General features: G+C 63.1%; 28 protein-coding genes and 3 tRNA genes. 10 read left to right on the top strand and 21 right to left on the bottom strand.

What is annotated here, in order from left to right; genetic code table 11:
- Nucleotides 1-156: 156 nt before the first annotated feature.
- A complete protein-coding gene (locus LGR44_RS22075; protein WP_226742554.1) occupies nucleotides 157-882 on the top strand; it encodes a glycosyltransferase family 2 protein in 726 nt (241 codons plus the stop codon).
- Complete coding sequence (locus tag LGR44_RS20375; RefSeq protein WP_226742553.1) at nucleotides 834-1,133, top strand: hypothetical protein; 300 nt, start codon at nucleotides 834-836, stop codon at nucleotides 1,131-1,133. The genes LGR44_RS22075 and LGR44_RS20375 overlap by 49 nt, the downstream gene beginning before the upstream one ends.
- Before the next feature lie 471 nt (nucleotides 1,134-1,604).
- Here LGR44_RS20375 and LGR44_RS20370 read toward each other — a convergent pair whose 3' ends face one another.
- The 5 genes from LGR44_RS20370 to LGR44_RS20350 form a co-directional block, all read right to left on the bottom strand.
- Nucleotides 1,605-2,804, bottom strand: coding sequence for a ferredoxin reductase family protein (locus LGR44_RS20370; RefSeq protein ID WP_226742552.1), 1,200 nt, complete (start codon nucleotides 2,802-2,804; stop codon nucleotides 1,605-1,607).
- Nucleotides 2,805-3,443: 639 nt separating this feature from the next.
- Nucleotides 3,444-3,722 carry a hypothetical protein gene (locus LGR44_RS20365; RefSeq protein WP_226742551.1) on the bottom strand — a complete coding sequence of 93 codons (279 nt, stop codon included), beginning with the start codon at nucleotides 3,720-3,722 and terminating at the stop codon, nucleotides 3,444-3,446.
- Nucleotides 3,723-3,788: 66 nt separating this feature from the next.
- Nucleotides 3,789-4,013: a hypothetical protein gene (locus LGR44_RS20360; RefSeq protein ID WP_226742550.1), complete on the bottom strand. Its 225-nt coding sequence runs from the start codon at nucleotides 4,011-4,013 to the stop codon at nucleotides 3,789-3,791.
- Between the two features lie 961 nt (nucleotides 4,014-4,974).
- Nucleotides 4,975-5,967: an IS481 family transposase gene (locus LGR44_RS20355; protein ID WP_226742549.1), complete on the bottom strand. Its 993-nt coding sequence runs from the start codon at nucleotides 5,965-5,967 to the stop codon at nucleotides 4,975-4,977.
- 149 nt (nucleotides 5,968-6,116) lie between these two features.
- Nucleotides 6,117-7,361, bottom strand: a complete 1,245-nt coding sequence (locus tag LGR44_RS20350; protein ID WP_226742548.1) for a D-alanyl-D-alanine carboxypeptidase family protein — start codon at nucleotides 7,359-7,361, stop codon at nucleotides 6,117-6,119.
- A gap of 262 nt (nucleotides 7,362-7,623) precedes the next feature.
- On the opposite strand from LGR44_RS20350, the gene LGR44_RS20345 reads away from it, so the two are divergent.
- The 5 genes from LGR44_RS20345 to LGR44_RS20325 all read left to right on the top strand — a co-directional run bounded on the left by LGR44_RS20345 (nucleotide 7,624) and on the right by LGR44_RS20325 (nucleotide 12,351).
- Nucleotides 7,624-7,806 (top strand): hypothetical protein, encoded by a 183-nt coding sequence (locus tag LGR44_RS20345; RefSeq protein WP_226742547.1) that lies wholly within the window; start codon nucleotides 7,624-7,626, stop codon nucleotides 7,804-7,806.
- Between the two features lie 584 nt (nucleotides 7,807-8,390).
- Nucleotides 8,391-9,305, top strand: coding sequence for a DUF389 domain-containing protein (locus LGR44_RS20340; RefSeq protein WP_226742546.1), 915 nt, complete (start codon nucleotides 8,391-8,393; stop codon nucleotides 9,303-9,305).
- 427 nt (nucleotides 9,306-9,732) lie between these two features.
- Nucleotides 9,733-10,128 carry a copper resistance protein NlpE gene (locus tag LGR44_RS20335; protein WP_226742545.1) on the top strand — a complete coding sequence of 132 codons (396 nt, stop codon included), beginning with the start codon at nucleotides 9,733-9,735 and terminating at the stop codon, nucleotides 10,126-10,128.
- 397 nt (nucleotides 10,129-10,525) lie between these two features.
- Nucleotides 10,526-11,155 carry a YsnF/AvaK domain-containing protein gene (locus LGR44_RS22010; RefSeq protein WP_319004872.1) on the top strand — a complete coding sequence of 210 codons (630 nt, stop codon included), beginning with the start codon at nucleotides 10,526-10,528 and terminating at the stop codon, nucleotides 11,153-11,155.
- Between the two features lie 5 nt (nucleotides 11,156-11,160).
- Nucleotides 11,161-12,351 (top strand): AI-2E family transporter, encoded by a 1,191-nt coding sequence (locus LGR44_RS20325; RefSeq protein ID WP_226742544.1) that lies wholly within the window; start codon nucleotides 11,161-11,163, stop codon nucleotides 12,349-12,351.
- Nucleotides 12,352-12,571: 220 nt separating this feature from the next.
- Here LGR44_RS20325 and LGR44_RS20320 read toward each other — a convergent pair whose 3' ends face one another.
- The 7 genes from LGR44_RS20320 to LGR44_RS20290 form a co-directional block, all read right to left on the bottom strand.
- Nucleotides 12,572-12,745, bottom strand: coding sequence for a hypothetical protein (locus LGR44_RS20320; protein ID WP_226742543.1), 174 nt, complete (start codon nucleotides 12,743-12,745; stop codon nucleotides 12,572-12,574).
- A gap of 73 nt (nucleotides 12,746-12,818) precedes the next feature.
- Nucleotides 12,819-12,895: transfer RNA gene (locus tag LGR44_RS20315), tRNA-Arg, on the bottom strand.
- Between the two features lie 18 nt (nucleotides 12,896-12,913).
- Nucleotides 12,914-13,219, bottom strand: a complete 306-nt coding sequence (locus LGR44_RS20310; protein WP_226742542.1) for an ETC complex I subunit — start codon at nucleotides 13,217-13,219, stop codon at nucleotides 12,914-12,916.
- Nucleotides 13,220-13,256: 37 nt separating this feature from the next.
- Nucleotides 13,257-13,333 (bottom strand) — tRNA-Pro (locus LGR44_RS20305).
- Between the two features lie 60 nt (nucleotides 13,334-13,393).
- A complete protein-coding gene (locus LGR44_RS20300; RefSeq protein WP_226742541.1) occupies nucleotides 13,394-13,861 on the bottom strand; it encodes a DUF192 domain-containing protein in 468 nt (155 codons plus the stop codon).
- Nucleotides 13,861-14,481, bottom strand: a complete 621-nt coding sequence (locus tag LGR44_RS20295) for a cold-shock protein (protein WP_226742540.1) — start codon at nucleotides 14,479-14,481, stop codon at nucleotides 13,861-13,863. Before LGR44_RS20295 ends, LGR44_RS20300 begins: the two co-directional genes overlap by 1 nt.
- A 123-nt stretch (nucleotides 14,482-14,604) precedes the next feature.
- On the bottom strand, nucleotides 14,605-15,366 hold the full coding sequence (locus tag LGR44_RS20290; RefSeq protein WP_226742539.1) for an SIR2 family NAD-dependent protein deacylase: 762 nt from the start codon (nucleotides 15,364-15,366) through the stop codon (nucleotides 14,605-14,607).
- A gap of 70 nt (nucleotides 15,367-15,436) precedes the next feature.
- On the opposite strand from LGR44_RS20290, the gene LGR44_RS20285 reads away from it, so the two are divergent.
- Nucleotides 15,437-16,411: a DUF1624 domain-containing protein gene (locus LGR44_RS20285; protein ID WP_226742538.1), complete on the top strand. Its 975-nt coding sequence runs from the start codon at nucleotides 15,437-15,439 to the stop codon at nucleotides 16,409-16,411.
- On the opposite strand, the gene speB is transcribed toward LGR44_RS20285, so the two are convergent.
- From speB to LGR44_RS20270, 3 genes are all read right to left on the bottom strand, one after another.
- Nucleotides 16,408-17,445, bottom strand: coding sequence for an agmatinase (gene speB / locus LGR44_RS20280; RefSeq protein WP_226742537.1), 1,038 nt, complete (start codon nucleotides 17,443-17,445; stop codon nucleotides 16,408-16,410). The two genes, LGR44_RS20285 and speB, sit on opposite strands and share 4 nt — an antisense overlap.
- Before the next feature lie 18 nt (nucleotides 17,446-17,463).
- Nucleotides 17,464-18,663 (bottom strand): ornithine--oxo-acid transaminase, encoded by a 1,200-nt coding sequence (gene rocD / locus LGR44_RS20275; protein ID WP_226742536.1) that lies wholly within the window; start codon nucleotides 18,661-18,663, stop codon nucleotides 17,464-17,466.
- Nucleotides 18,664-18,755: 92 nt separating this feature from the next.
- Nucleotides 18,756-19,277 (bottom strand): Lrp/AsnC family transcriptional regulator, encoded by a 522-nt coding sequence (locus LGR44_RS20270; RefSeq protein ID WP_226742535.1) that lies wholly within the window; start codon nucleotides 19,275-19,277, stop codon nucleotides 18,756-18,758.
- 235 nt (nucleotides 19,278-19,512) lie between these two features.
- Here LGR44_RS20270 and LGR44_RS20265 point away from each other — a divergent pair, with 235 nt between their 5' ends.
- Together LGR44_RS20265 and LGR44_RS20260 are read left to right on the top strand one after the other, a co-directional pair.
- Nucleotides 19,513-20,124 carry a 2-dehydro-3-deoxy-6-phosphogalactonate aldolase gene (locus tag LGR44_RS20265; protein ID WP_264196670.1) on the top strand — a complete coding sequence of 204 codons (612 nt, stop codon included), beginning with the start codon at nucleotides 19,513-19,515 and terminating at the stop codon, nucleotides 20,122-20,124.
- Nucleotides 20,121-21,116, top strand: a complete 996-nt coding sequence (locus tag LGR44_RS20260; protein ID WP_226742533.1) for a ribonuclease Z — start codon at nucleotides 20,121-20,123, stop codon at nucleotides 21,114-21,116. Before LGR44_RS20265 ends, LGR44_RS20260 begins: the two co-directional genes overlap by 4 nt.
- A 12-nt stretch (nucleotides 21,117-21,128) precedes the next feature.
- Here the strand turns inward: LGR44_RS20260 and LGR44_RS20255 are convergent, their stop codons facing one another.
- From LGR44_RS20255 to LGR44_RS20230, 6 genes are all read right to left on the bottom strand, one after another.
- A complete protein-coding gene (locus tag LGR44_RS20255; protein ID WP_226742532.1) occupies nucleotides 21,129-21,356 on the bottom strand; it encodes a DUF6894 family protein in 228 nt (75 codons plus the stop codon).
- A gap of 108 nt (nucleotides 21,357-21,464) precedes the next feature.
- Nucleotides 21,465-21,539: transfer RNA gene (locus LGR44_RS20250), tRNA-Glu, on the bottom strand.
- Nucleotides 21,540-21,615: 76 nt separating this feature from the next.
- The gene (gene recJ, locus LGR44_RS20245; RefSeq protein WP_226742531.1) at nucleotides 21,616-23,427 is read right to left on the bottom strand and encodes a single-stranded-DNA-specific exonuclease RecJ; all 1,812 of its coding nucleotides are present in this window, start codon (nucleotides 23,425-23,427) and stop codon (nucleotides 21,616-21,618) included.
- 25 nt (nucleotides 23,428-23,452) lie between these two features.
- Nucleotides 23,453-23,914 (bottom strand): GNAT family N-acetyltransferase, encoded by a 462-nt coding sequence (locus tag LGR44_RS20240; RefSeq protein WP_226742530.1) that lies wholly within the window; start codon nucleotides 23,912-23,914, stop codon nucleotides 23,453-23,455.
- Nucleotides 23,915-24,008: 94 nt separating this feature from the next.
- Nucleotides 24,009-25,007 carry a class II fructose-bisphosphatase gene (gene glpX / locus LGR44_RS20235; protein ID WP_226742529.1) on the bottom strand — a complete coding sequence of 333 codons (999 nt, stop codon included), beginning with the start codon at nucleotides 25,005-25,007 and terminating at the stop codon, nucleotides 24,009-24,011.
- 57 nt (nucleotides 25,008-25,064) lie between these two features.
- Complete coding sequence (locus LGR44_RS20230; protein WP_226742528.1) at nucleotides 25,065-26,387, bottom strand: homoserine dehydrogenase; 1,323 nt, start codon at nucleotides 26,385-26,387, stop codon at nucleotides 25,065-25,067.
- Between the last annotated feature and the right edge of the window lie 3 nt (nucleotides 26,388-26,390).

Raw genomic sequence — 26,390 nt, 5'->3', positions numbered from 1 at the left:
CCGCACTATGGGAATTCGGCGTACTTCCGCCTCGTGCTAGGAGGGGACAATCCGCGGCCCTGAAGGGCGCCCCGAACGAGAAGCGGCAGTTCCGCCATAACCTTCTCGCCCTATCTCATCTCCACATCTGAAGCAGGATCTCCTGGAGTTGTCTCGGTGTTCCCATCGTCGATCCAACGCGACCAGCCTCTCGTTTCCATCATCCTGCCCTGTCATCTCGGCACTCCCGCTCAGGCCGAGTTGCTCAATCAGACATTACAAACGGCCGATGTCCAGACTTGCCAAAACTATGAGATCATCCTGGTGGATGATGGCTCACCGGTTCCTGCAGCACCAGTGGCGTCCGCATACCCGCGGGTCACAACCGTGTATCAGGACAATGCGGGTCCGGCGGTGGCCCGCAACACCGGGATTTCCCGGAGCCGTGGGCAGTATCTGGTTTTCCTCGATGCCGACGACCACCTGCTCCCCTGCGCTCTTGCGGCTGGGCTTGATGCTCTGGAGAGGCACCCGCAAGCCGGTTTTGCTGTCGGCCCACGCGAGGAGATGACGTTCGAAGGCGAGCCGGTACCTTGGCACGTTGCTCCGCCGCCGCCCCAGACCCACATTTATCTGCCTCTCCTCCGCTTTGACTGGTACATCATCCCACCCTCGTCAGTCATGTTCCGGCGCGAGGCGGTCGAGGCAGTTGGCGGCTTCAGGACCCATGGGGCGCTGACGACCTCGACTTCTATCTGCGGGTGGCCCACCGCTTCCCCGCCTGCTGCTATCAGGCGCCAGCGGTCACCCGCTACCGCCGCTACAGCACAAGTTCGTCGCGGGACGGCAAGCGCATGTTGCACAGCATTCGGGCCGTCTATGCGCGCCAATGGGCGCTGGTGAAGGGAGATCCTGAGGCTGAGGCAGCCTACCGTCATGGGTTGGGACGACTGACTGACATCTTCCTCGACTGTTTAGTGGAGAACATTGAGGATCGGCTGCGCGCCGGCAATCGGCTTGGCGCTCTCCAGAGCGCGCGGCTGCTCAAGATGGAGAGCCTTGAGCGGTGGAATGCCTTGCTGGATAGAAGTCTCGAGGTGGCTGTGCTGGAGGAGGAGCTCGCCGCAATCGCAGTGGCAAAGCATCCACTGTGAACGTCGTGTGATCCTCACAAATTGAGTGGGATGATCCGCTAGGGCTCAAGGCCGTGTTAAGCCGAAATTGGCCGGACAGACCGTTGCTGCTTACTTGGGCGGGCTGGCATGTCTTATCCAAACCGAAGGTGCCGGCCAAAATCACTCTGGTGTCAACGCTGGCGAAAGCACCCAAACTGCACCCGGTCGAAAATATCTGGCGATATCTCAGGGAGAACCGAATCTCCGATAGGATGTTCTCGTCCTGCACCGTCATTCTCGATCACTGCTGCGCGGCATGAAACAAGCTCACTGATCACCCCCTAGACGATAATATCCATCGGACTGGGTGATTGGGCACGGACCTGCCAATGATGGTCAGCCGGACTCAGTATCAATGCAAGAGGGCAAAGCTCAAGGCGAGCAGCAGCACCAGCCCGCCGGTTAGAAGCGCAAGTCTAAAGGCCCACACTCGGCGCATCCACACTCCCCCTAGACTAGCTCGAAGACTTCAGTCTGGATACGATCGAGCGGCACCTGAAGATCGCATAGTCCTTCCTCCGCGGCCTTGATCATGGGCGCGGGACCGCACAGGAAGTAGTACAGTTCAGCTCGGTTCTCGGGAAGATGACGATCCAGCACGTCCCTGCTGATGAACCCCTCTTCCCCTTTCCAGCCCCCAGGCGGATGCTCAAGGATATGTACAACCTTCAGGTTGAGTTGCTCCGCAAGGCGTTCGATCTCCTCACGGTACGTTACGCCGTCCCAGTTCGCATTTGCGTAGAAGAGCCAAAGCGGCCGCTCATCGCCTCGCTGTGCCATGCTGCGCAGCATGCTCATGCATGGCGTTACGCCGATCCCACCCACGATGTAGACGAACCCGGGAGACTCTTTCTGATTGTCGATGGAGAATACGCCGTAAGGGGCATCAAGGTAGGCAATTTCTCCCGGCTTAATATCCCCGATGCTTTCCGTGAAGTCTCCCAACGCCTTAATGCCGAGCTCCACGCGCGGCAACTGCTCCGGGGCGGAGGCGAGCGAGAATGGATGCTCGCTCAAACGAAAGGGGGAGGAGCGCAAGGTTAGCCAGCCGAACTGACCCGGCTTAAACCCCCTCATGCCCGAATGGCCGTCCGGCTGGAGAACCAATGTCCACGCCTCATTCCGCTCCTCCCGCACCTCGGCGACCCGGTAGGGCCGGTTGAGCTGGCTCCAGGGCCGGACAATCCGCACCCAAACCACGATGAAGACCCAGAGCAGCGTTACAACAAGCCAGAGCCATCGTTTGCCTGGAGCTTCCGTATAGTAACCAATCCCGACGATGTGTGCGACCGCGGCGGCGAAACCGATCGTCGCGAGAACCACATGCGTGAACCGCCAAATGCCGTATTCGAGGCGCAATGGTTTGCGCCACTCGGATGTGACGACGGCCAGGATGAAGGCGACGAGCGCGACTCGGCCTGAGGTGAGCTCCCATGGTGCTTTTCTTGGATCGATCGAACCAAGGACGTCCGCATAGCTCCACCACAAGATCCCGAAATGCATGAGCACCAGCATCAAGGCCGTGATCGCCATGTAGCGGTGGAAGAGATAAATGATGTCGATCCCGAAGGGAGCGCTGATACGCTTGAACCGTGCCGTTAGCGCAAACTGGATGCCCAAAACAGCCATGCCCGCGAATCCCAAGGCCATGGAGAGGTTCCACAAGAACTCACGTCCTGGCGGCATTCTTCCAAACAGCAGAACCAGAAGCGGCGCTGCCACGAGAAGGAGGTAAATTCCAATCCAGAGCGCTGCTCGTCTGCTCATAAGCGACGTCCCTGTAATTCTGCCAACCGACCTGATATCTGCTTCGGCATCGCCTCTATTGCCTGACAAGGGTGACGGCGCATTGTGTATCAGGCGCGTGTCACACCACTGGAGAATGAATGTCCGGCAAGCCCCTCCGCCTGGACGGATCTTGCGGTCGAGATCATAGAACCCGAGTGGGTTGACGGGATCATTCTTCTCCCGAAGAGCCGCGTCCCAGTCGATCTGATCGCTGAAGCTGCTTCAGGTGATGCCACAGAGCGGGATACTGTCCCGGCACAGGTTTCTGGACGTTCGCCCAAGTCCGCCAGAGCCATTGCATCGAGCTATTCTGATCCGTGCGCCGGCTGAAAACCTGCAGATCACCAAGGCATTCATGAACGATCTGAAGGTTGCTGCTATTACCCCCCTCCCCGGCTGCATTCATCGGCCATCCCGCCTGGTGCAAGCACCGACGCGATAAAACAACAGAGTCGTCATGCCATGAAACGAAGCAAATCTCCTCGTTTGCTCCTCTGCCTGTCACCGAGGCGTTTTCTCGGCAGGGTCCCCACTGTCGCCGCCGTCTGCTGGGTGTAATGGGTCCTGGCCGGTAATGGTCTGCTCGAGTTGGGAAATTGCTTCAGAATGACGGGTTCCCATCGCGGTGTCAGCATGATGGTAGCCACCACGCTTCGGATCATTATCCTTGCCCGGTACAGGGCGAGATTGCTCAGGCTGTTGGCTTGAGCTGGTTTTCCGTGAGCCCTGCTTCGGGTCGGCTCTGTCATTCATGGCTTCGATAGGAGAGTTGTGGTTCATCAATCTGTCCTCCGGGACTTCTCGATAGTTAAGCAATCGCCTTTACCTGCCCTGTGTTGCTGAACGTTAGTTCACGGAGTTTCCCCACATTGTCGGGCCCCAGAATATTGCAACAAGCACAAGCACCACGGCGGCCAGTATCAGCAGCACGGCAGCCAAGCTAATGCGGTTCGGCTTGAGTTCACTATTTCTGTCGCTTCCCTGCATCTCCATCACTCCTTCAGGATCAGGATCTCTAAAGATTGAGATATCCCATCCGCTACGTCGCTCCTTAGCGGCGAACAGGGACATCGGGTTCTCGTTCACTCGCCGAACCTTCTGGTGGCCGCATGCGCGTCTGTTGAGCCTCGCCAGCATAATGAGCTCAGCAGGACTGGGACGTTCACCAATGGCCGAACCCGCCGTGTTCTCGAGGGTCGAAGGCGCTCCTCACGACGTCTTTGCTCGGCGCTAGGCTTCTGCTCACCGGCAGTGGCTGGTCCAACCCATTGGGGGCGACACGTCCGGCTGCCGCGAGAATTACCAACGACTGCCGAAGACGAAATGCAGGGTTGGACATCTTCAGATCCCGATTCAGTGTTCCAACCTCTGCCGGCAGAGTAAAATTGTCAGCCATTCTAATGTTTCGGCGCAGGTCGCAAGAGTCGATCATATGCGGCACATGGGGCTCCATATCGTCCGCCGCTGGCATGCGGCATCCTGCGAGTCTACCGTGGGGACAACGAATGCATGTGTCCTAAGGTTCTAATCTGCTCATCCGCAGATGGGTGAATGGCACAGAACTCTGTCTAGTGGCGTACCATCTGGATAATGGGTGACCTGGATTGCGAGTGTGGCACTACAAGTTCGTCTATCAGTACTTCCCTGCTTCTGAGCCACTTGATAGCTGGGCGACGTCACAGCAGCACCTTCAACTGTGAAGCGCGTTCTCTCTATGCCCAAGTGACGGAAAGCATGATGACGGAGAGTGTCCTGTTTCACGATCATGGGAGGCCTCTACTTGGGCCGCCCCAGCGCTCATTGAAGTGGTTGCGCCTCTGCATCACACCATGGCTCGCGCCCCAAGACTTGGGCGCGCTCTGACGAGCGTAGGTTAATCCGTATCAACTTTGAAGCGTTCTGCTGGATACATTGAGGCATCTTGGCCCTGAGGCAGTCGCCAATAGGGGTTCCTACGGATGACGCAGGTATGCGAGACGCTTCAGGAACTCCGGGCCGACAAGCTCATCGGATCCACAGCCCGGCGCACATACTAGGTGTTCAGTCCCGGCATTTGATGGACCGGATCAAGTTTGAAGCGTTTGGGTTCCTTGAGCCAGGTTTTGCAGATGAACTCGTAGGGTGTGAGCCCTTTGAGGGTCTTGAGCCTTCGAGCGAAGTTGTAGGCGTTCACGAAGTCAGCCAGATGCTGCCGGAGTTGGTCATGGCTGTCGTAGTAGTAGCGCTTGACCGTCGCGTCCTTGATGGTGCGGTTCATCCGCTCAACCTGACCATTGGTCCAGGGATGCCTCGGCTTGGTCAGGCGATGGTCCACATCGTTCTGGGCACAGGCATACTCGAAGGCATGGGCCCGGAAGAGCTCGCCTCGTTTCATCGCTTTCTTGATCAGCGGGACTGCAGAAGCGGTGTTGCTGGGCGTGGTGAAGTGGATGCCATGGTCGGTCAGGACCGTGTGCACCTTGTAAGGCACGGCCTTGATCAGCGCACGCAGGAAGTCGCCGGCGATCCCGGTCGTTACCTTCTCGTGCAGTTCCACAAAAGCGAACTTGCTGGTGCGGTCAATCGCAACCAGCAGATACAGCCTTCCCTCCTCAGTGCGCACTTCAGCGATGTCGATGTGGAAGTAGCCGATGGGGTAGGCCTTGAACTTCTTCTTGGCGGGCTTGTCGCCGGTCACCTCGGGCAGGCGGCTGATGCCATGCCGCTGCAGGCAACGATGGAGCGATGAGCGGGTCAGGTGCGGGATTGTGGCTTGCAGGGCGTAGAGACAGTCATCCAGCGGCAGGAGGGTATGCCGGCGGAAGGCGACGATGATCGCCTCTTCCTGGACCGAGAGCACCGTGGAATGCGGGGCTCTCGGCCCCGTCGGGCGATCTGCGGTGGTATCCCGCTTCCTCCATTTGGCGACAGTCTTGGGGTTGATGCCATGGCGCTCGGCCAGAGCCCTCAGGCTCGCTTGACTATTTTGTATTGCTCGACGGATCGCCTCTGTCGTCGTGGCGCTCCCATGGAGAACTTGGCCCATAGCGCGTCCCTCCATCCTGAGGATAATATCGCACCATCAAACCCTGGGATCAAACAACTAGGCTTCAGGTGACCTACAATTCGTGCCATTGCTGCCTCCCGTCCTGTCCCGATCCAGTCTCGGCAGATCGATCATCCCAAGGCGCGCGCTCAGGGCGAACCTGTGGACGCAACCTCCTTGGGCGGGAAGACGAAAGCCCAGGTATCGTCCCAGGTGCTCCAGAGATAGCTGGTGGCCAGTCCCCAGGTCCTGCTCACGAACGAGGCCGGCTCCACCGCGGCGGCGGCGTGAACGGGATCCTCCCGGATGACATCGCCTGCACTGACCACCTGAAGCCAGCCCACACGATCTCCCTCTGCAACCGGAGCCTGTAGCGGCTCATCCCGATGCAGGATGGTATGGAGATCCTCCGCACCGCGCGGTACGGTGACCACGACCCCGCTGCGGACTACAACGGGAACAGTCGCGGCGGCCCCGCCGAGAACCTCCATCTCACCAACCTGGTCGTCCGCCTGGTGCAACGTCCGGTTCTCGAACGAGCGGAAGCCCCACTCGACGAGCTTGCGCGCCTCCTCCGTACGCGCGCTGGCACTCGACAGATGGCCCACGGCCACGATCAGCCGACGGCTGTCCCGCTCCACGGAGGCGACCAGCCCATAGCCCGCTTCGGAGGTGTAGCCTGTCTTCAATCCGTCCGCGCCCATATCGAGGAGCGGATTGCGGTTGCGCTGCGTGATCTCGTTGTAGGTGAATTCCTCTTCCCCGAAGTACTTGTAGAACTCGGGGTACTCGCGGATCAGGTGCGAGGCCAAGACCGCCAGGTCCCGCATGGTCACCCGCTGCTCCGGATCGGGCAGACCGTGCGAGTTGCGGAAGGTCGAGTCTGTCATTCCGAGCGCCTTCGCCCGTTCGGTCATCTGCTCCGCGAACTTTTCCTCTGTCCCGCCGAGGGCCTCGGCAACAACAATCGTGGCATCGTTGCCCGATTGGATGACGATGCCACGGATGAGGTCGCGCACGGAGACGGACGAGTTGACGGGCAGGAACATGGTCGAGCCGCCGGATTGCGCGCCCCCTTCCCGCCAAGCGCGCTCGGAGACGGGAAATTCGTCATCAAGGGAAATGCGCCCCTCCTTGAGCTCGCGGAACAGCAGTTCGACCGTCATCAGCTTGGCCAAGCTAGCCGGCGGGTAACGCTCGTCCGCATTCTTGTCAAAGAGGATGGCGTGAGTGTCATGGTCGACCAAGACGGCCGTCGGTGCCACCGTCTCGAAGGAGGGGGCGGCTGACGCGGAATTCAGGGCACCGAGGAGCGCGAGCAGCAGGACCAGCGGGCGAAGCGCCAGGGACAACCTTTGCTTGATCGCCGCTTCGAAGATCTGTCCGACAGGCATTGCACCTCCTGAAGAAGCATGCTCACAAGTCCGGCCCCGCATGGCCTGATGACCATGAGGCGGTCTCCACGACTGCGCTCAGGGGCTCACAAGGCCAATGCGGAACAGCGGTAGATGTTGCCTGGTGAGTGCGGAACCGTACCAAAAGTCAGCCGCCAAGACATAGCGTGCGTGGGCTACTGACGACGAAGCTCCATAGCTTGGTACAGACGGCGAGACTCTGGACACTATCGAGAACGTCGTCGTGCCCGGTAGGCCCCTCGTGGCCGTGATCCTGAAGCCCAAGGGTGACGATGCTGACCGCTTCATCACTCCTTCCCAGCCCATCAAACTTTCCAGGGCCTCCGGCAAGGTCGAGGCCATGCTGCCGCTGAAGCTGTCGGGCGTGAGGGGCAAAAATGAGATCCAGCGACTGAAGGACACCATACCGGATGGACCTGATTGACGGCCACGGAGCTGGGCTGAACTGTGGTAGCCTGGCGTTCGCAAACAATGTTCAGAGGACTCCCTCGGGCTGCTAAGGGGCCGGCGGGGAAGGTGTCACGAGAGACGTGCTGATGCGCCAGCAAAACCAGTGCGGTCGTGAGCGGTCGGTCCCCCTCGCAAGTGGCAACGGCGGTCATCCGTATAGCCGTACCGCTTCGAAACAGCGGCGCATCAACGAGTTTGGCCAGCAGGCGAGATGGCCGGCTCGTTAAGAAACCGGCTCCGCCAAACGGAGCTGCCGTCAAGTCCGGCTTTGTGCCCCATCCTCCATCAGAAGGCGGCCGGTGCGATCCGGCCTGCCCCCTCCTCTGCTCATCTGCAGCCGGGTTCTTGCAGTGCACCGTGCACTCCATGCCCGTTGCGAAAGAGTCTCTTCGTGGACAGCATCTGACATATGGGACCAGTGTGGAACCGGATCTTTGGACCATCTCTGGTCCCTCACCCTCCTAGTCGGCAAGAAATGCCGTCATTCACCTCGGAGCAGGGACTATGTGCCCGCTTTGGCGTTAAGGCCCGAGGATCCAATCTCGTGACGGAGGCCCAATGTCCCGCAGAATAGTCCTCAGCGTACCTTCGGAGTTGCGCAGCCAGGTTGTCGAGGACCTCCAGGCTGCCCCCGGCGTCGCAAGTGTCTCCCTGCAAGTCGGATCGTCGGTGAGCCCACCAGGCGATGTCATCAGCATTGATGCGACGAACGAGGCAACACTCGCTGTCATGAAACTGCTGGAGGAGAACGGTGTCCTAGATAGAGGCGCTGTCACTCTGAGCGAGCCGACCGCCATCATCTCGGCTCCGAATCTGACGAAGCTCGATCATCAGGGGAACGAGGGCGCCTGGGAGGAAGTGGGCGAGCAGTTGCGGCGCGACACCAATGTCACCTTCAACTTCCTTCTGCTGATGGCCGCGTCAGGTGCTATTGCGAGCTTCGGACTGGTGTCGGATACACTCCACATCGTGATCGGCGCTATGCTGATCGCGCCGGGCTTCGAGCCCCTCCTGCGGATCGTATTCGGAATCATGGGGCGTCGCTACGGCCCGGGAGCCGGGCTGCGGTCGACACTCGCTGGGTATCTTGCCCTGGCCATAGGAGCCGCTGCCGCCGCGCCCGTTGCCCTTCTGTTGCAGAATCGCACGGGTGCAGAGCTGCCCGATTTGCAGTGGGCCGGGTACTGGTCCAGCGTTCAGGTGAGTGGCATCGCTGTCTCCCTGATCGCGGGTGCGGCTGGCGCCACTATCGTGAGCGCTCGGCTGACGGTGTTCGCCACTGGTGTCATGGTTGCGCTCGCCCTGGTGCCAGCGATGGCGCTTGTCGGACTGGGAGGCGCCACTGGGAACCTTGGTCTCGCTTTCAGCGGCATTCTGCGTTGGGGCGTCGAGGTTTTCTGCGTACTGGTTGCCGGAGGCGCCGTGCTTGCCATTAAGCGCCGCGTTCTGCACGACCGCCGCGTTTTCGACTGACCTGTGCCGCAGTTCTTTCGAGCAAGTGGCCTGGAACAGACGCTCCATCAGCGAGGAGCTCATGCCTTGGGCTTCCAAGGTATTGATAAGTTCTCCGGCCCAACTTCTTCGGGCAGGAAACCTATCCTGCGACAACCCGTTCTCCAACGAGTATGCGAGCACGCATGATGTTCTCGGTTGGCCGTTCAAGTGTTCGCGCTTGAGCGTTCCATTCCGAACCGATTCCTCCCCAGACGGTTGAACAACAGGAGCTATACGGATGCATTTACGTTCCCTCATTCCCTTTGCGGCAGTCCTAGCCCTTGCCGCCTGTGGCGAAGAGCAGACCGCAGAAGCACCAGCCACCCCCACCTCGACCACAGCAACTGAAACGGCAGAAGCGCCCACAGCACCTGCGGCTCCAGCGACCACGGCTCCAACTCAATCGATGGCGGGAACCAATGCCGCAGATGATGTCCCTGGGACAACTGGCACGGCTACGGCCACGCCTCCGGCAGGCAGCACCCAGACAGCGGCCACCTCCGCGACGAACCTGGACACCTTCCAAGGTCGGACCTATTCGGCGGGTCCCGTTTCACTGCAGCTCAACCCGGACAACACCTTTGTGATGAACGAGGTGGACGGCAACAAGAAGGTCGAGGGGCGCTACGCCTACGAGAATGGCGTACTGACCCTCTCCGATCCCAAGGGCGATGTGGGGCAGGCGACGTTCCCGATGCGCTGTCGCTTCGAGACGAGCGGCGCCAGCGACTTCCGCCTTGCCGATAACGAGGGCGCCTGCACCCGCTTCAGGGACCTGACCTTCAAGCCTGCCGCAGGCTGACATCAACGTTCCGGGGGCGCCAGTCCCCGGAAACCCGCTGCTCAGCAATGGAAAGGACAGGACAGGCTTAAAGTTCTCGGCGGAGCCGTTGGCAGGACGCGGTCCTGCGGGCCTGGCACACGGTATTCCTGATCGCCTCGGAATTTCGGCTTGGGCATTGATCTCCAAAGCACGGTCCGATGCCTTGCGTACCAGACAAGCTCGAAATTCTTGACGCATCTGGTTGCGAACCGGCCGGAGCTACGCATCTTCGTGCTGCCCTGGAACCTGCCGCTCCTCAAGTTCCCCTTCCGGGTAGCCCTAACCCCTGAAGTTACTGGACTAACCTGCAGGCAAACGGCTCGATTTCCGTATCTCGGACGTTCCGCCCCATCAGGATGCAACCGCTCACGCGGATGTGCTCCCGATTGCCGAGGAAGGCCTGCACTTCGACAAGCATGCGGTCACAACCGGAAGGGTTCGCGTGCGCACGATCACCGATGTTGCCAGCGAGATGGCGCAGGCGACACTCGCACACGAGACGGTGGAGGTCACACGCATCCCGGTCGACCGGGTGGCGGACGAGGCGCCTGCCGTTCGGACCGAGAATGACGTCACCATTGTTCCTGCTCTCGAAGAGGTCCTCGTGGTCGAAAAGCAGCTCGTCCTGAAGGAGGAGATGCACATCAGGCGACGTGTCGAGACGGAGGATGTTGAGGTTCCCGTCAAGCTTCGCAAGCAGCGCGCCGTCGTGCCTCGCTTGTCGCCGTGCGCTGTGATGATGAGGTCGACCAGGTCGTCCGCATCCTCGACATCGATGAGCAGCAGACGGCATGACGCTCGGAAGGCTGGGCGGGATACAACCTGTCGAGCGCCCAGAGCCAGAACTTTTCCGCCGCGACCGAGCCGACGATTAGGCCGGTGGAGCCATAGCGCGCCCATCCGGGCCACGGGCGCGTTGGGGGTCCCTGGTTCAAGATCTCAACTGCAGCGTGAGCGCCCTCGGGGTGGACTCTGGCGGAACGCAGTGGTGGCTATAAACGTCTGATCCTTATGCAGCGTCCGACAACTGCCCCCGATCCCGATTCAGCCGGAACACCTGATGGTCGGGACGATCAGAATGCCACCGGCCCAAAGCTGACGGGCGCGGTTGCGGTTTCGATTCATGTCTGCGCTATCGTTTTGGGCACGGGAGCGCTTTACTTCGCCAAGCCGCTGATCCTGCCGATCATCATCGGCCTGCTCACTGCCCTCACCCTCATTCCCATCGTGCGGTGGCTCGAGCGGCGCGGCGTCCCGACGGGCCTGTCGGCCATCATGCTGGTCCTGCTCCTGGCGCTCACGCTCGGGACAGGCGCTTACCTCCTGAGCGCGCCGGTCTCCGATTGGATCCAGCGGGCCCCCACCATCGGGCGGCAGGTCGAGGACAAGCTGAACCAATTGCGCGGCTCAGTCCAGGCAGTCACCGAAGCAAGCCAAACCGTTGAGGAGCTGACCAGCGCAACATCCGATCCCCAGGTTCAGGAGGTCGTGGTCAAGGAGGCAGGATTCCTGTCCTCGGCGACCTCGATACTATGGAGCGCGCTGACAACAACAGGCATTGCCCTGGTTCTTGTGCTCTTCCTGCTCGGATCAGGCGATATGATCTACGACAAGATCGTGCGCGTGCTGCCGACGTTCCGCGACAAGAGAACCGCCGTCAGCATTCTCCATGACATCGAGGCGTCCATCTCGCATTACCTGCTCACCATCACCCTGATCAACATGGGACTCGGCATCGCCATCGGGCTGGCGATGTGGGCGATTGGCCTGCCGACGCCTTACCTTTGGGGGTTGGGAGCCACCTTTCTGAACTTCCTACCCTTCATCGGGGCAATTGCCGGCGTGGGTCTGGTTGCGGTCGTGGCCCTGATCTCCTTCGACTCGATCAGCTATGCGCTCCTGGCGCCGCTGGTCTATTTCGGCCTAACGGCCCTGGAAGGGAACATCATCACTCCCCTGATTCTCGGCCGCAGGCTTGAGCTCAACACCGTTGCAATCTTCATCGGCGTGGCGTTCTGGGGCTGGGTGTGGGGCCTGGTTGGGGTGCTCATCGCGGTGCCGCTCCTTGTGGTCATCAAGCGGTGCTGCGATCATCTGCCGTCCTGGAGCACCCTGGGCGAGTTCCTCTCCCTGACACCGCCCAAGTCGGAGGTCGAGGCCGAGCAGGAGCAGCCGGATCTCAATCCAGTCGCGAAGACCTGAGATCGGTTTGGGGATCAGCTGCGACGCACGGTGAACCGAGTGCTCCACGAGTCCCTGGACCGCGGGAGATCGCGGCTTCGGGCGAACAGGCCTGCCCTCGACGTGCTCGCGAGGCGCGGTCGCGGATCGTTCGTAGGAATCCTCGGGATCCTGCGCACGGTCCGCCCGGACGGAGCGGCTCCGGGGACCGAGTGGACACAAGGATCCACGTGACTCGGCATCATCGGGCGGACGAGGGCATCGGTTCGGGCGCCGCCAGCGGCCTCGTCCTGTTCGCCTCCGCGGCGACGCGGCTTCCCATGTCCGTCAGCTCGAATCGGACCCGCCAGACGCCTTCCGCGCGAAGGATCCGCACCCAGCCGCTTTTGACCTCCGTCGGGATGGCTGTCGCCACGTCCGGCGTTCCGGGCATTTTTCTGAGGAGGTTTCTGCGCGCGGTTTCAGGGGTTCCTGCGCGAAGCATTGAGTGGCGACCCCGGCAGGGCTCGAACCTGCGACCTACTGCTTAGAAGGCAGTTGCTCTATCCAGCTGAGCTACGGGGCCTTCGTCCGAGACTGGACCTCAGTGGGTCCAGGGCTCGACGCGATTGAACTTGAAATTGTCGGAATAGGAGATCGTACGCCGCTTGACCTCGTGCGGCTCCTCGACCCGGTAAGGGATGCCTTCGCGCTCCGCGTAGGCAATGGCCTCTTCCTTCGTGTCGAAGCCGAGACGAATCTGCTGGCGGGTATCGCCCGAGCTCGTCCAGCCCATGAGCGGCTCGATCTCACGCGGCCTGTCCTGATCGAAGACCAGGAGCCACTGCTTGGTCCGGGCCATGCCGGACTGCATTGCGGATTTGGCTGGCTTGTAAATCCGTGCGGACATCGGGTTCAGGCACTCTCTTGATGTTTCACCGGTGAGATGGTCGGGGCGGCAGGATTTGAACCCGCGACCCTCTGCTCCCAAAGCAGATGCGCTACCAGACTGCGCTACACCCCGCCTTCGTCACCGAGAGGTGTTGGCTATCACGGCAGCCCCGGGTCAGCAAGCACTAGAACGCTAGCGCTTGAACAGGGGATGCTCGATCCGATCCCCTGCCTTGATCCCCAGACGAGCTGCCGTACCGGCATTCAGCTCCAGAACGGCCAAAACCGGCTCGCCAGAGGGAATGGTGCGGGTGGACAAAGGTTCCGTATTGGCCGCGATCCGGGCGATGGACCCGTCGGGACGGACGAAAAGCATGTCCAGGGGCAGGTAGGTGTTCTGCATCCACATGGAGACCGGCTCGACCCGCCCGAAATCGAACAGCATGCCCTGGTCGGCCGGCATGGAGCGCCGGAACATGAGCCCTTGGGCACGATCGGCCTCCGTGCGGGCGACCTCCACCTGGAAGCTTTGCTTCTGGCCGTTCTGCAGGACGATGGTCAGCGGCTCCAGGGCCTGGGCATAGACCGCTCCCGCGAACACGAGGCAAAAGACCCATGTCAGGGCGACGGCCCGGAGCAGGCGCGGCACGTTGCGGCTCATCAATGGGAGTGCGGCAGGGACATGTCGGCCAAGCGAACCTCGGCCGCCATCAGGCCCTTCGAGCCGTCGCCGAAGCGCACGAAGACCTGCTCCCCGGGCTTGAGCTCGGCAATACCGTAGCGCCGCAGCGTTTCCATGTGCACGAAGATGTCGGGCTTCCCCTCACCTTGCGTCAGGAAGCCGAAGCCACGCAGTCGGTTGAACCACTTGACCACCGCCGGCTCCAACCCGCTGGTCGGCACCACCTGAACATGGGTGCGCGGCAGCGGAAGCTCCGAGGGATGGAGGGCCGTCGACTCGTCGAGGGAGAGGATCCGGAAGGCCTGGAGTCCCCGGGGGCGCTGCACCGCCTCGACGACGATCCGCGCTCCTTCATTCGCCGCCTGATACCCGTCCCGCCGAAGGCAGGTCACGTGCAGCAGGATGTCCGGCAGACCGTTGTCGGGCACGATGAATCCGAAGCCCTTGGCCACGTCGAACCACTTGATGTGACCGCTGACTTGAACGAGTTCGAGCGAATTCTCCTCCGAGACCGGGCGCGCCTCCTCCCGACGACCGGAGTCGAAGGAAGCCGTTTCTCCTCGAAGAGCGAATGAGTTAGAGCCGTAATCGTTAGTCATGAAAAAACCCAGACTCGAATCAGAAACCAGATTCTTAACGAGAGGATAACATCGTCCTGAGTCAGGGGAAGCCAGAAACGCGCTTCCAGGAGGCACGTTTTTTCCGCAGGATTCCTAAGCGTCTCATTTTCCTGCAATAAAAGCCGACAGAACGGCCCCGATATCTTCGCGGACCACCAGGTCCGCAATCCCGTCGAGCGGAGTGGGGTCGCGGTTCAGGATCGCGAGCCTGGCGCCGTTTTCCTTGGCCACGGCCGGAAAGGCCGCAGCCGGATGAACCACCAGGGAGGACCCGACCACGAGAAAGAGGTCGCACGTCAAGGCGAGCTTCTGTGCCCGGCGCATGGGCTCCCGAGGCATGGCCTGCCCGAAGGAGATCGTCGCGGATTTCAGGATGCCGCCGCAGGCCCGGCATGGGGGCGGGTTCCCGTGCTCCTCGAGCTGCGACCGGATCCAGCTCAAGTCGTGAGGCCGTTCGCAGGTCAGGCACTTCGCATAGGTCCCATTGCCGTGCAGCTCGATGACCTCGTGATCGGCCAGTCCCGATGCGTGATGCAGTCCGTCGATGTTCTGGGTGACCACCGCCGGCATCCGTCCGGATGTGACCAGAGACGCCAGCCCGAGGTGTCCCCGGTTGGGGCGAGCGCCTCGATAGAGATCGTCCATGGCGAATTTCCGCCGCCACGCCTCCCGCCTCGCCTCCTCGCTGCTCATGAAGAGCTCGAAAGGGATCGGCGTATTGCGCTTCCAAGGGCTGTTGGGCGAGCGGAAGTCGGGCACCCCGCTCTCGGTGGAAATGCCCGCTCCCGTAAAGCCGGCGATGAGGCCGGCTTCATCAACCATTTCCTTGAGGGCAGCGATTGACGCGGCAAGGCTATCGGTCATGAAGCTTATATAGGAAGGAGCGCCGGAGACGTCACACTCTCCCCGCCCCAGGATCAACGGACCGGAAGACGTGACCGCTCGAAGCATTCAGGCCCATGCCGTCGCCTCCCAAAGGTGGGACGCCATCGACGTTGCCCGCGGTGTCGCGATCTGCGCCATGATCGTCTACCACTTCAGCTGGGATCTGAGCTTCCTCAAGCTGATCGAGACGAACATCCTCCAGGTTCCGGCCTGGCGTTGGTTCGCGCGCGCCATCGCAGGGTCCTTCCTGTTGCTGGCGGGGGTCGGGCTCGCCCTGGCTCATGTCCAGGGCTTCCGCGGCATTTCGTTTCTCCGGCGGCTGATGCGGGTGGGAGGCGCAGCCCTGGCGATCACCCTGGCGACGTTCTTCGCCTTTCCCCAGAGCTACATCTTCTTCGGCATCCTGCACTGCATCGCCGTGTCGAGCGTGCTCGCCCTGCCCTTCCTGAGGCTCCATCCCGCTCTCACGTTCCTGGCGGCGATCTTCTGCCTGGCGGCTCCGGCGCTCTTCACCAGTCCGGCCCTCGACCACCCGTGGCTCGACTGGCTCGGCCTTGGCGCCGAGGAGCCCGTCACCAACGATTACGTTCCGATCTTTCCCTGGTTCGGAATGGTGCTGATCGGCGTCGCCGCCGGAAAGGTCCTTCTCCCGCTCAAGGAGACGATGGGGCTTGCCCGCTGGCGTGCGGAGAACGGGCTGTCCAGGGGCCTCGTCTGGGCCGGGCGCAAGAGCCTGCCCATCTATCTGATCCACCAGATCGTGCTGTTGGGGATCCTCTATGGGGTGCTCCAGATCGTCGGCCCCAACCCGGCGGCGGAAGCCCGGCCCTTCCTGGCGGAGTGCGAAGCGAACTGCGTTCAGCAGAACGGGCAGCCGGCCCTTTGCCGCTCGATGTGCTCCTGCATCGTGGACAACCTGCGGCAGACGGATGTCTGGCAGAAGATCCTCGGCAACAATGTCGATGCCGAGGACAGGACCCGGGTTTCAAGGGCCGCGCAGCAATGCCTGCGGAGAGCTCCTTAAGAGCCGACCACGTTCAGGCGCGTTTCGCCGCGCTCGGAGCGAGCCTCGGCCAGGAGGCACAGGAGCTCGAAGGCGATGGAGGCGCCCACCAGCGCGGTGCCGCCCGACTGGTCGAGGGGCGGCGAGACTTCGACCATGTCCGCGCCGACCAGGTTGAGATGGCGGAACCCGCGCACGAGCTGGAGGGCCTCACGGCTCGTGAAGCCGCCGATCTCCGGCGTTCCGGTGCCGGGCGCGAAGGCCGGATCGATGGAGTCGATGTCGAAGGTGAAGTAGGTCGGCCCCGTACCGACGACCCGGCGGGCCTCGGCGATGGCATAGGGAATCCCCTTCTCCACCACCTCTTCCATGTCGATGATGCGGATCCCCTGCTCGAGCGCCCAATCGCGCTCGTCGGCGGAATACATCGTGCCGCGGATGCCGATCTGCACCATGCGCTTGGGATCGAGCACGCCATCCTCGATCGCCCGGCGGAACGGGGTGCCGTGCGTGAGCTTCTGACCGCCGAAATAGGTGTCGCCGGTGTCGCTGTGCGCATCGATATGGATCATCCCGAGAGGCTGTGAGCCGCCCAGGGCGCGCAGGATCGGATAGGAGATGATGTGGTCGCCGCCGATGGACAGGGGCGTCACGCCGCCCTGATGCAGGTAGGACACCTCCGCCTCGATGCGCCGCAGGGTATCCTGCACGTCGATGGGATTGACCGGAACGTCGCCCACGTCCGCGCAGGCGCAAAGGTCGTAGGGCGCCACCAGTGTGCCGTAGTTCACGAGGCGCATGAGCGAGGAAGCCTCCCGAACCTGCCGCGGCCCCAGTCGCGTGCCCGGCCTATTCGTGGTCGCGCCGTCGAACGGAATGCCCAGGAGCGCGATGTCGATCTCCCCCGGCGCCTGCGTGGGGGCGAGATAGGGCAGCCGCATGAAGGTGGAGATGCCGGCGAAGCGCGGCACCACCATTCCGGAGAGCGGCTGGTAGGCCTCCAGACGCTCCGCCCTGCTTGGTTGGTCCACCTTCTTTTTCAGGTTCTGAGCCATGAAATCCGGTCCTTCGGTTCAATGAATGGCGCGGGCGAAAACCCGCTCGATACGTTCCATTCCCCAATCGATCTCCTCGCGGCTGATCGTGAGGGGCGGTGCGAAGCGCAGCACGGTGCCGTGGGTGTCTTTCGAAAGGACCCCATGGGCCAAAAGCGCGTCGCAGACGGCTCGGGCGGAGACGACGCTCGTGTCGACCTCCACGCCGACCCAGAGGCCCCTTCCACGGACCTCCTTCACGATGTTGCTCCGCATCTCCCGGAGCCTCGCCAGGAGATAGTCGCCCATCTCGGCGCTCCGCTCGACGAGGCGCTCCTCCTCGATAACGGCAAGAGCTTCCAATCCGATCCTTGCCGCCAGGGCATTGCCGCCGAAGGTGGAGCCGTGAGAGCCGGGATCGAAGACGCTCATCAGTTCGCGGGTGCCCACGAAGGCCGAGACGGGATAGACCCCGCCGCCGAGGGCCTTTCCGAGGATCAGGCCATCGGGCCGGATGTCCTCGTGCTGATGCGCGAACCAGCGTCCGGTTCGGCCCAGGCCGGATTGCACCTCGTCCAGGATCAGCAGAACATTATACCTGTCACAGAGGGCGCGAAGCTCGCGCAGATAGCCCTCCGGCGGCACCACGATTCCCGCCTCGCCCTGGATGGGTTCGATCAGAACGGCACAGGTGTTCTCGGTGATGGCGTCGGCAATCGCCTGAACATTCCCGAATGGAACGAGCTTGAAGCCGCCCGCGAAGGGTCCGAAATCCTCCCGGTAGGACGCATCCGAGGAAAAGCCGACGATGGTCGTCGTACGGCCATGGAAATTGTCTTCCGCAACAATGATTTCCGCCCGGTCCTTCGGAACTTTCTTGAAGCGATAGCCCCAGCGGCGGGCGGCCTTGATGGCGGTCTCGACGGCTTCGGCGCCCGTATTCATGGGCAGAGCCATGTCGAGGCCGGTCACCTGGACCAGCTTCTCCAGGAAGGGGCCGAGAAGTTCGGTGTGATAGGCCCTGCTGGTGACGGCAAGCTTTGCTGCCTGCTCCGCCATGGCCTTCAGAATGCGGGGATGGGCGTGTCCCAGGCTGACCGCCGAATAGGCGCTCATCATATCCAGGTAGCGCCGCCCCTGCGTGTCGGTCGCCCACACGCCCTTGGCGTCTCTCAGGACGACGGGCAGCGGATCGTAGTTTGCGGCGGTGACCTTCTTTTCGAGCGTGATGCAGTCCATGGGTTCCTCCATGGATAAGCTTAGAAAGGCCTCGATCCCGTTGGCGTCAAAATCCGTGGAGGGAACAGCCTATTCTGTCGTTCGGGCGCCCCTTAGGCACGATCCCGGCTGTTCATGACCGGATAGCCCTCGAAGCTCTTGAGAGTCTTCAGGACGAAGGTGGTGTGGATGCGGCCGATTCCGAAGCTCGGATCGGCCAGGAAGGCATCGGTCAGCGCCTCGTATTCCGCAAGCGACGGCGCAACGATGCGGGCGATATAGTCGTATTCCCCGTTCACGACCTGAAGTTCGACCACGGCCGTGTGGGCGATCAGTGCCCGCTCCAGGCGCTGCCGGGCCGCAGCCGAGGGATCGCGCATACTGATTCCGGCGAGCGCGATGATGTCGTGCCCCAGGGCCGAGGGCTCCACCAGGACCGTGTAGCCGCGAATGACGCCCTTCTGTTCGAGACGCTTCACCCGCTCCAGGCAAGGCCGGGCGGACAGCCCCACCCGCTCGGACAGCGCCTGATAGGTCATGCGCCCGCTGTGCCGAAGCGCTTCGAGAATCGAAAGGTCGATCCGGTCGAGGGTGTCCTTGACGTTGCGGCTGAGCGGCTTCGCAGGCGACTTCATGTTCCCTCTCGACACTATAGGCGCCCGTCAGGGATCCGTGGGAGCCGCGGGAGACTGGCGCGTCTTATCGTACCACCGGGGATGGAGGCAATTCCATGCTTGACCGTTCCATCCGCTCCCAGCCCGTCAAACCAAAAGCCGGCGGACGAGTTGACGGGGGTGGGGATAGATTGGCACCAACGTCTGCCGTCCGAGCCGAACGAGAGGGATGCTTACCTTGATATTGCGGGATTTCATGACCGGCCTGCCCCTGATCGCGATCCTCAGGGGCCTCAAGCCCGAGAATGCCGAGCGGGTCGGCCATGCCCTGGTCGAAGCCGGTTTCCGGATCATCGAGGTCCCCCTGAACTCGCCGGAGCCCTTCCGCAGCATCGAGATCATGGCGAAGACCCTGCCGCAGGATGTCCTCGTCGGGGCCGGCACGGTGCTCGAGCCGGATCTGGTCAACGGCGTCCTCGACGCCGGCGGAAAGCTGATCGTGATGCCGCACGCGGACACGGACGTGATCAAGCGCGCCAAGGAGCTTCGTCTCATCTGCACCCCCGGCGTCGCGACACCGACCGAGGCTTTCGCCGCCCTGAAGGCGGGCGCCGACGGCATCAAGATCTTTCCGGCCGAGGCGACGCCTCCGGCTGTCGTTAAGGCATGGCGAGCCGTTCTGCCCAAGGACGCCATCGTGATTCCCGTCGGCGGCATCAGGCCCGACACGATGAAAGCCTACGTTCAAGCCGGCGCCGACGGTTTCGGGCTGGGTTCTGCCCTGTTCACGCCGAGCATGTCCGTCGAGGACATCCGACGGAATGCGGACGACTTCGCCGCCGCCTGGCGCGGCCTGCGGACCGGATGAGCTGGCTGGTCCAACCACGGCTGATCAATGGCCCTTTCGACGACCCAGGACTCTATATCGATTTCCGCTACGGTCGCCGGGCGATCCTGTTCGACCTGGGCGATCTGACGCCCCTCTCCTCGCGCGAGCTCATGCGCGTCAGCCACGTCTTCGTGTCGCACACGCATGTGGATCACTTCGCGGGCTTCGACCGGCTCTTGCGCCTGTGTCTCCATCGTCCGGGCCCGCTCCATCTGCTCGGCCCGCCGGGTTTCATCGACCGCGTCGAGCACAGGCTCCAGGGCTTCACCTGGAATCTCCTCGACGAAACCTCCGTGGATTTCTGGCTTCACGTGAGCGAGTTCCGGGATGCGCGGGTGCACCGCGCTGCAATCTTCAGGGCCCGAGATGTCTTCAAGCGCGACGAGGTGGCCTGTCCTGACCTTCCGGAGCGTGTCGTCCTGAAGGAAGACGACTTCCACATCGAAGCCGCCGCGCTCGATCACGGCATCGCCTCTCTGGCCTTCAGCCTGAGGGAAACCCTGCGCGTGAATGTCCGCCGCGGGGTTCTCGAAGGCCTCGGGCTGCCGAAGGGGCCCTGGCTCAGCGAAGCGAAAACCTTGATCCGCTCAGGCGTTCAGGATGCCGAGGTTCCGGTGCCGGGCGTGGGGAGCATCGTTCTGAGGGACCTCGTCGACAGGCTCTTCTTCGTCGGGCCGGGCCAAGTCGTCACCTATGTGACCGATGCGGCATTCACGGAGGAAAACCGGGACAAGATCCTGTCTCTCGCACGCGAGGCCGACCAGCTTTTCATCGAGGCCGTTTTTCTGGATCGCGACCATGCCCTCGCCTCGGCTTCCAAGCACCTGACTGCGCGGCAGGCGGGCGAGCTGGCCTTGAAGGCACGGGTCAGGGAGCTCAACGTCTTTCACCACTCGCCGCGCTATCTCGAAGAGCCGGCAGCCCTCAAGCGCGAGGCGTTCAGGGCCTTCGAACAGGCTCCGGCTCCCTAGAGCCGGCGTCGCTCAGCGCCGACCGCCCCGGCCACGGAAGAACGGCACCGTCAGGAGGCGCCGCCCCGTCTCGTCGGTGATTTCGAGCTCGATATTGCCGGCATCCGTCAGTTGATCGCGGAGCTCCTCCACGGTCGCGAGCGCCTCGGCTCGGGCAGCTTCGAGGTCGGGCAGCTCGATTCCCTCCTCGTCCTCGTCGAGGTCGTAGCCGTCCCGGATATTGAAGAAAAAGCGCGGCATGAAAGTCCAGCGTCGGAAGGGGGTAAGATCGATATCACCCACGAATGGAGGAAACCTAGCTTAGTTCCCGTCCGGGCGATTCAAAGAGATATTTTTGAGGATCAGGGGTGGCGCGGCCTAGGGGAATCGAACCCCTCTTCCCAGCGTGAAAGGCTGGTGTCCTAACCGATAGACGAAGGCCGCTTGATCGGGGCAATGCCGCCGAAGTGGGCGGACATATAGATGGGTTCTTTCCGCACGGCAAGCGCTAAAGGAGCACTTATTCCGGCTTTGCCGCATCCATGAGGCGAAGCTCGACTTTTTCGTTTCCACCCCACCGGTCGACCGACAGGGTCCCGGCCACGTGGAGGCTGTTCCCGATGGCATTTGAGAGTGCGATGCCCAGGGGCTGCCCGGCGGCCCGAAAGGCGATTCCCCCGATCATGGACCCGTCGCCGCCACGCAGCTTCACGCGGACATGGCCGCCGCTGCCGACCTCCCGCGCCTCGACGAGACGATGCTGGGGAAAGACGAAAACCGGTTCCGGCTGCCCCGAGCCGAACGGCCCTGCCCGCTCCAGGGCAGCGACAAGGCTGGGCTGGGCCCCGCCGGCGGTCAGGGTGGCATCGACCGGGAAATGATCGTTGAGACGGACGGTGCTGACAGGATCGGCCAACCTCTCGCTGACATAGGCGCGGAAACGTTCCAGCTCGGCGGCCAGGATCGTGACCCCGGCCGCCATGGTGTGGCCGCCTCCCTTGATGGCGAGACCGGCATCCACGGCCGCCCTCACCACGGACCCGAGATCCACGCCGGGGACCGAACGGCCGGAGCCGGTGGCCGTCCCGTCGGAATTGAGGGTGAACGCGAAGGCGGGCCTCCGGAAGCGCTCCTTCGTCCGGGCCGCGATCAGCCCGACGACGCCCGGATGCCATTCCGGCGAGGCCGTGATCACCACCGGCAGGTCCGGAGCCCGCTCCATGGCGAACAGGGCCTGCGCCTCGGCATCCGCGACGGCCGCCACTTCGATGGCCTGCCGCTCCCGGTTCAGCCGGTCGAGTTCGGCTGCAAGCTGCGCGGCCTGCGAGGGATCCTCCGTGAGAAGAAGCTTCGACCCGAGTGCGGCGTCGCCGATGCGTCCGCCCGCATTGATGCGGGGGCCGACGAGGTAGCCGAGATGCCAGCATTCCGGGGCACCGGCCAAGCCGGCCGCGTCGAACAGCGCCGCCAGGCCGGCACGGCGCCGGCTGCGCATGATCGTGAGCCCCTGGCGTACGAAGGCCCGGTTCAGGCCGGTCAGAGGCACCACGTCCGCAACCGTGGCCAGGGCGACCAGGTCGAGGCTCGCCAGGAGATCGGGCTCTGGCCTGCCGTTGAAGAACCCCTTGGCGCGCAAGGAGCGATTCAGCGCAACCAGGAACAGGAAGACGACGCCGGCCGCGCAGAGGTGCCCGAGGCCGGAAAGGTCGTCCTGGCGGTTCGGATTGACGATGGCGAGGGCGTCCGGCAGTTCCGCAGGAGCCTGGTGGTGATCCAGAACGAGAGAATCGAGCCCGAGCCGCTTTGCCTCCGCCAGCGGTTCGATGCTGGCGGTGCCGCAATCGACCGTGACGAGAATTTCGGCCCCCTGCTCCTTCAGGCCCCGGATCGCGTCCACGTTGGGCCCGTAGCCTTCCGTGATCCGGTCGGGAATGTGGATCAGGTACGGAACGCCGCAGCTGCGCAGATATTCGGCCAGAAGAGCCGCGCTGCAGGCCCCATCCACGTCGTAATCGCCGAAGATCGCCACCTTCTCCCGGCGCATCACCGAGTCGGCCAGACGTGAGGCGGCCTTCTCCATGTCCGTGAGGACGTGAGGATCGGGCATGAGATCCCGCAGGCGGGGGTTCAGGAAGCCTTGCGTTTCGTGAATTCCGACGCCGCGCCCGGCCAGCACCCGGGCCAGCACGTCGGCCAGACCGTGGGTCTGGGCGATGGCGAGCGCTATGGTTCCTTGAGCGGCCGTGCATCGTTCGACCCAGGTGCGGCCCAGGGCGGAACTGCTCACGCCCAGGAACGGGCGCGGAAGATGAAGAGGAGCTGATTCGGTCACGCGCCGAGATTAACCCGAAATGTGGTCAAAACACCTTGCGGTATTGAATGAAGCCGCTGCGCGCCGCGACCTTCTCGTAAAGGGCCTGTGCGGATGTGTTCGTTTCGTGCGTCAGCCAGTAGACCCGGCTCGCCCCGTCCGCCTGCGCCTTCTCGTACACAGCCTCGATCAGGGCCCGCCCGACGCCCCGGCCCCTCGCCTCCTCGGAGGTGAAGAGATCCTGGAGATAGCAATAATTGCCGACCGTCCATGTGGAGCGATGATAGAGGTAATGGACGATGCCGACGACGCTGCCGTCGAGAACAGCGGCAAGCCCGTGCATTGGCTCGGCCTGGTCGAGAAGCCGCTGCCACGTCGTTTCCGTAACCTCGGGCGTCAGCGACGTCTTGTAGAAGGTAAGGTATCCCTGCCAGAGCGGCTCCCACGCCTGACGGTCCTCGGAACGGAAGGGACGTATATGGATTCCGTTCTGCTGTGTCTCGGCCATGGAAACTGCCCCCTTCGCGAATCGTGCCGGCTGCTTTTGTCCGGCCCAAGGCATAGAAGCAGGCTCCCCTGCGGAAGGGGAGCCTGTTCGCGGCTCAATCCAGATGGAACTTCGACAGCTCCCGGTGCTCGCCGTAGATGCGGCGGACGGTGCCGGTCGCGGAGCGGTACACGACGGTTTCGGTCGTGATCACGTCCTTGCCGAAATTCACGCCCTTGATGAGCGCGCCGTCCGTGACGCCGGTCGCCGCCACGATGACGTCGCCGCGGGCGAGATCGGTCATGTCGTATTTCCGGTCAGGATCCGTGACGCCCATCTGGAGTGCGCGGGACCGCTTCTCCTCCGTGTCGAGGATCAGGCGCGCCTGCATCTGGCCGCCGATGCAGCGCAGCGCGCCTGCCGCGAGAACGCCTTCCGGAGCGGCGCCGATGCCGAGATAGATGTCGATTCCGGTCTCGTCCGGCTTGGTCGTGAAGATCACGCCCGCCACGTCGCCGTCGGAGATGAGGCGGATGCCGGCGCCGGTCTTGCGGATGGCGGCGATCAGGTCGGCATGACGCGGACGATCGAGCACCAGCGCGGTGATCTGATTGGGCTTCACGCCCTTCGCCTTGGCGAGATTATGGATGTTTTCCTCGGGAGGGGCATCCAGATCCACGACGCCGGTCGGATAGCCCGGACCGACCGCGATCTTGTGCATGTAGACGTCGGGTGCGGCCAGGAGGGTTCCGGCCTCGGCCATGGCCATCACGGCGATGGAGCCCGGCATGTCCTTAGCGCAGAGCGTGGTGCCCTCGAGCGGGTCGACGGCGATGTCCACCTTCGGGCCCTGCTTGTTGCCCACCTTCTCGCCGATGAAGAGCATCGGCGCCTCGTCGCGCTCGCCCTCGCCGATCACCACCGTGCCGTCGATGGGCAGCTTGTTGAGCTCCCGGCGCATGGCGTCCACGGCAGCCTGGTCGGCGGCCTTTTCGTTGCCGCGTCCGCGCAGCCTTGCCGACGCGACGGCCGCGCGCTCGGTCACGCGGACAAGTTCCAGGGTCAGGATTCGCTCGATGATCTGGCCCGGTTGGACGGTAATGCCTTGCGACATGGACGTGTCGTCTCCCTTTGACGGTACTCTGCGAGCCTGAGGCTCTGCGTGATGGGGTTACTCTCGTTCGATGCGGATGACTTGGGGCGGCTCGGCAATAAGACCATCCCTGGAGATCTTATCCACAGCCGAACGTATCGAAGCCTCGGTGGCCGCATAGGTGATGAGAACGAGCGAGACGGGTGCGCCGGAGCGACCGTGCGGGTCCTTGGTCGCGGCCGTCTCGGAACGCTTCTGGAGAATGCTCTCCAGGGAGATGTCGGCCTCCGCCATCCGCGTCGCGACGCCGGCCGCCACGCCGGGACGGTCATGCACCGTGAAGCGGATGTAGTAGCCGCCCTCGTGACGCTGCATGGGCGCCCTGGGGGCCGCTTCGAGCGAAGCCACGGGCCGCCCGAAGGGAGCCCCGCCCTTCCCGAGGGCCACATCGGCGATGTCCGCGACCACGGCCGACGCGGTCGCGTCGCCGCCTGCGCCGGGGCCGATCAGGGTCAGCTCCTTCACCGCGTCCGCATCGATGGTGACGGCGTTGGTGACGCCCATCACCTGCGCAATGGACGAGGTCTTGGGCACCATCGTGGGATGGACGCGCTGCTCGATGCCCGTTTCCGTGCGCTCGGCGACGCCCAGGAGCTTGATGCGGAAGCCGAGTTCCTGGGCCATGGCGAGGTCGAGCGGCGTGATCGACGAGATGCCCTCCACGTAGATCGCCTCCGCGTCGATCTTCGAACCGAAGGCGAGGCTCGTCAGGACGGCGAGCTTGTGGGCCGTATCGAAGCCCTCCACGTCGAAGGTGGGATCGGCCTCGGCATAGCCCAGGCGCTGCGCATCCTTGAGGCACTCCGCAAAGGTCAGGCCTTCGAGCTCCATCCGCGAAAGGATGTAATTGCAGGTGCCGTTGAGAATGCCGTAGAGGCGCGAAACCTTGTTGCCGGGCAGGGCCTCCCGCAAGGTCTTGATGACCGGAATGCCGCCCGCGACGGAAGCCTCGAAGGCAAGGGACACGCCCTTGCCCTCCGCGAGTTCGGCGAGCGCCGAGCCGTGCTTGGCGAGCAGCGCCTTGTTGGCCGTGACCACGTGCTTACCATGGGACAGAGCAGTCTCGACGACCTGCCGGGCAGCGCCGTCCGCCCCGCCCACCAGTTCGACCACGCAATCCACGTCGCCGGACCTGGCGAGTTCCACCGGGTCGTCGAACCACGTGTATCGGGAGAGATCGAAGCCGCGATCCTTGGCCCTGTCCCTGGCGGAGACCGCCACCACCTCAACCGGGCGCCCGCCCCGCTCCGCCACGACCTGGTTCTGCCGGTCGAGGATCTGGATGACCGATGCGCCAACCGTGCCGAGGCCGGCAATACCCACCCGAAAAGGACGTGTCACGAA

The sequence above is a fragment of the Microvirga lenta genome, assembly GCF_020532555.1.
In the GTDB taxonomy this organism is placed as follows: domain Bacteria; phylum Pseudomonadota; class Alphaproteobacteria; order Rhizobiales; family Beijerinckiaceae; genus Microvirga; species Microvirga lenta.
Note: the sequence above shows the minus strand (reverse complement) of the source record. Positions and strands in the feature narration are given on the sequence as shown.

Bases quoted from the DNA above. Each gene is read 5' to 3' on its own strand.
- LGR44_RS20355 (WP_226742549.1), bottom strand. From the start codon at position 5,967: ATGGGCCAAGTTCTCCATGGGAGCGCCACGACGACAGAGGCGATCCGT.
- LGR44_RS20365 (WP_226742551.1), bottom strand. From the start codon at position 3,722: ATGAACCACAACTCTCCTATCGAAGCCATGAATGACAGAGCCGACCCG.
- LGR44_RS20360 (WP_226742550.1), bottom strand. From the start codon at position 4,013: ATGTCCCTGTTCGCCGCTAAGGAGCGACGTAGCGGATGGGATATCTCA.
- LGR44_RS20300 (WP_226742541.1), bottom strand. From the start codon at position 13,861: ATGAGCCGCAACGTGCCGCGCCTGCTCCGGGCCGTCGCCCTGACATGG.
- glpX (WP_226742529.1), bottom strand. From the start codon at position 25,007: ATGTCGCAAGGCATTACCGTCCAACCGGGCCAGATCATCGAGCGAATC.
- LGR44_RS20295 (WP_226742540.1), bottom strand. From the start codon at position 14,481: ATGACTAACGATTACGGCTCTAACTCATTCGCTCTTCGAGGAGAAACG.
- rocD (WP_226742536.1), bottom strand. From the start codon at position 18,663: ATGGACTGCATCACGCTCGAAAAGAAGGTCACCGCCGCAAACTACGAT.
- LGR44_RS20265 (WP_264196670.1), top strand. From the start codon at position 19,513: ATGACCGGCCTGCCCCTGATCGCGATCCTCAGGGGCCTCAAGCCCGAG.
- speB (WP_226742537.1), bottom strand. From the start codon at position 17,445: ATGGCTCAGAACCTGAAAAAGAAGGTGGACCAACCAAGCAGGGCGGAG.
- LGR44_RS20260 (WP_226742533.1), top strand. From the start codon at position 20,121: ATGAGCTGGCTGGTCCAACCACGGCTGATCAATGGCCCTTTCGACGAC.
- LGR44_RS20290 (WP_226742539.1), bottom strand. From the start codon at position 15,366: ATGACCGATAGCCTTGCCGCGTCAATCGCTGCCCTCAAGGAAATGGTT.
- LGR44_RS20325 (WP_226742544.1), top strand. From the start codon at position 11,161: ATGCAGCGTCCGACAACTGCCCCCGATCCCGATTCAGCCGGAACACCT.
- LGR44_RS20375 (WP_226742553.1), top strand. From the start codon at position 834: ATGTTGCACAGCATTCGGGCCGTCTATGCGCGCCAATGGGCGCTGGTG.
- LGR44_RS20255 (WP_226742532.1), bottom strand. From the start codon at position 21,356: ATGCCGCGCTTTTTCTTCAATATCCGGGACGGCTACGACCTCGACGAG.
- LGR44_RS20350 (WP_226742548.1), bottom strand. From the start codon at position 7,361: ATGCCTGTCGGACAGATCTTCGAAGCGGCGATCAAGCAAAGGTTGTCC.
- LGR44_RS20340 (WP_226742546.1), top strand. From the start codon at position 8,391: ATGTCCCGCAGAATAGTCCTCAGCGTACCTTCGGAGTTGCGCAGCCAG.
- LGR44_RS20370 (WP_226742552.1), bottom strand. From the start codon at position 2,804: ATGGCCTTGGGATTCGCGGGCATGGCTGTTTTGGGCATCCAGTTTGCG.
- LGR44_RS20310 (WP_226742542.1), bottom strand. From the start codon at position 13,219: ATGTCCGCACGGATTTACAAGCCAGCCAAATCCGCAATGCAGTCCGGC.
- LGR44_RS20270 (WP_226742535.1), bottom strand. From the start codon at position 19,277: ATGAAGTCGCCTGCGAAGCCGCTCAGCCGCAACGTCAAGGACACCCTC.
- LGR44_RS20240 (WP_226742530.1), bottom strand. From the start codon at position 23,914: ATGGCCGAGACACAGCAGAACGGAATCCATATACGTCCCTTCCGTTCC.
- LGR44_RS20335 (WP_226742545.1), top strand. From the start codon at position 9,733: ATGGCGGGAACCAATGCCGCAGATGATGTCCCTGGGACAACTGGCACG.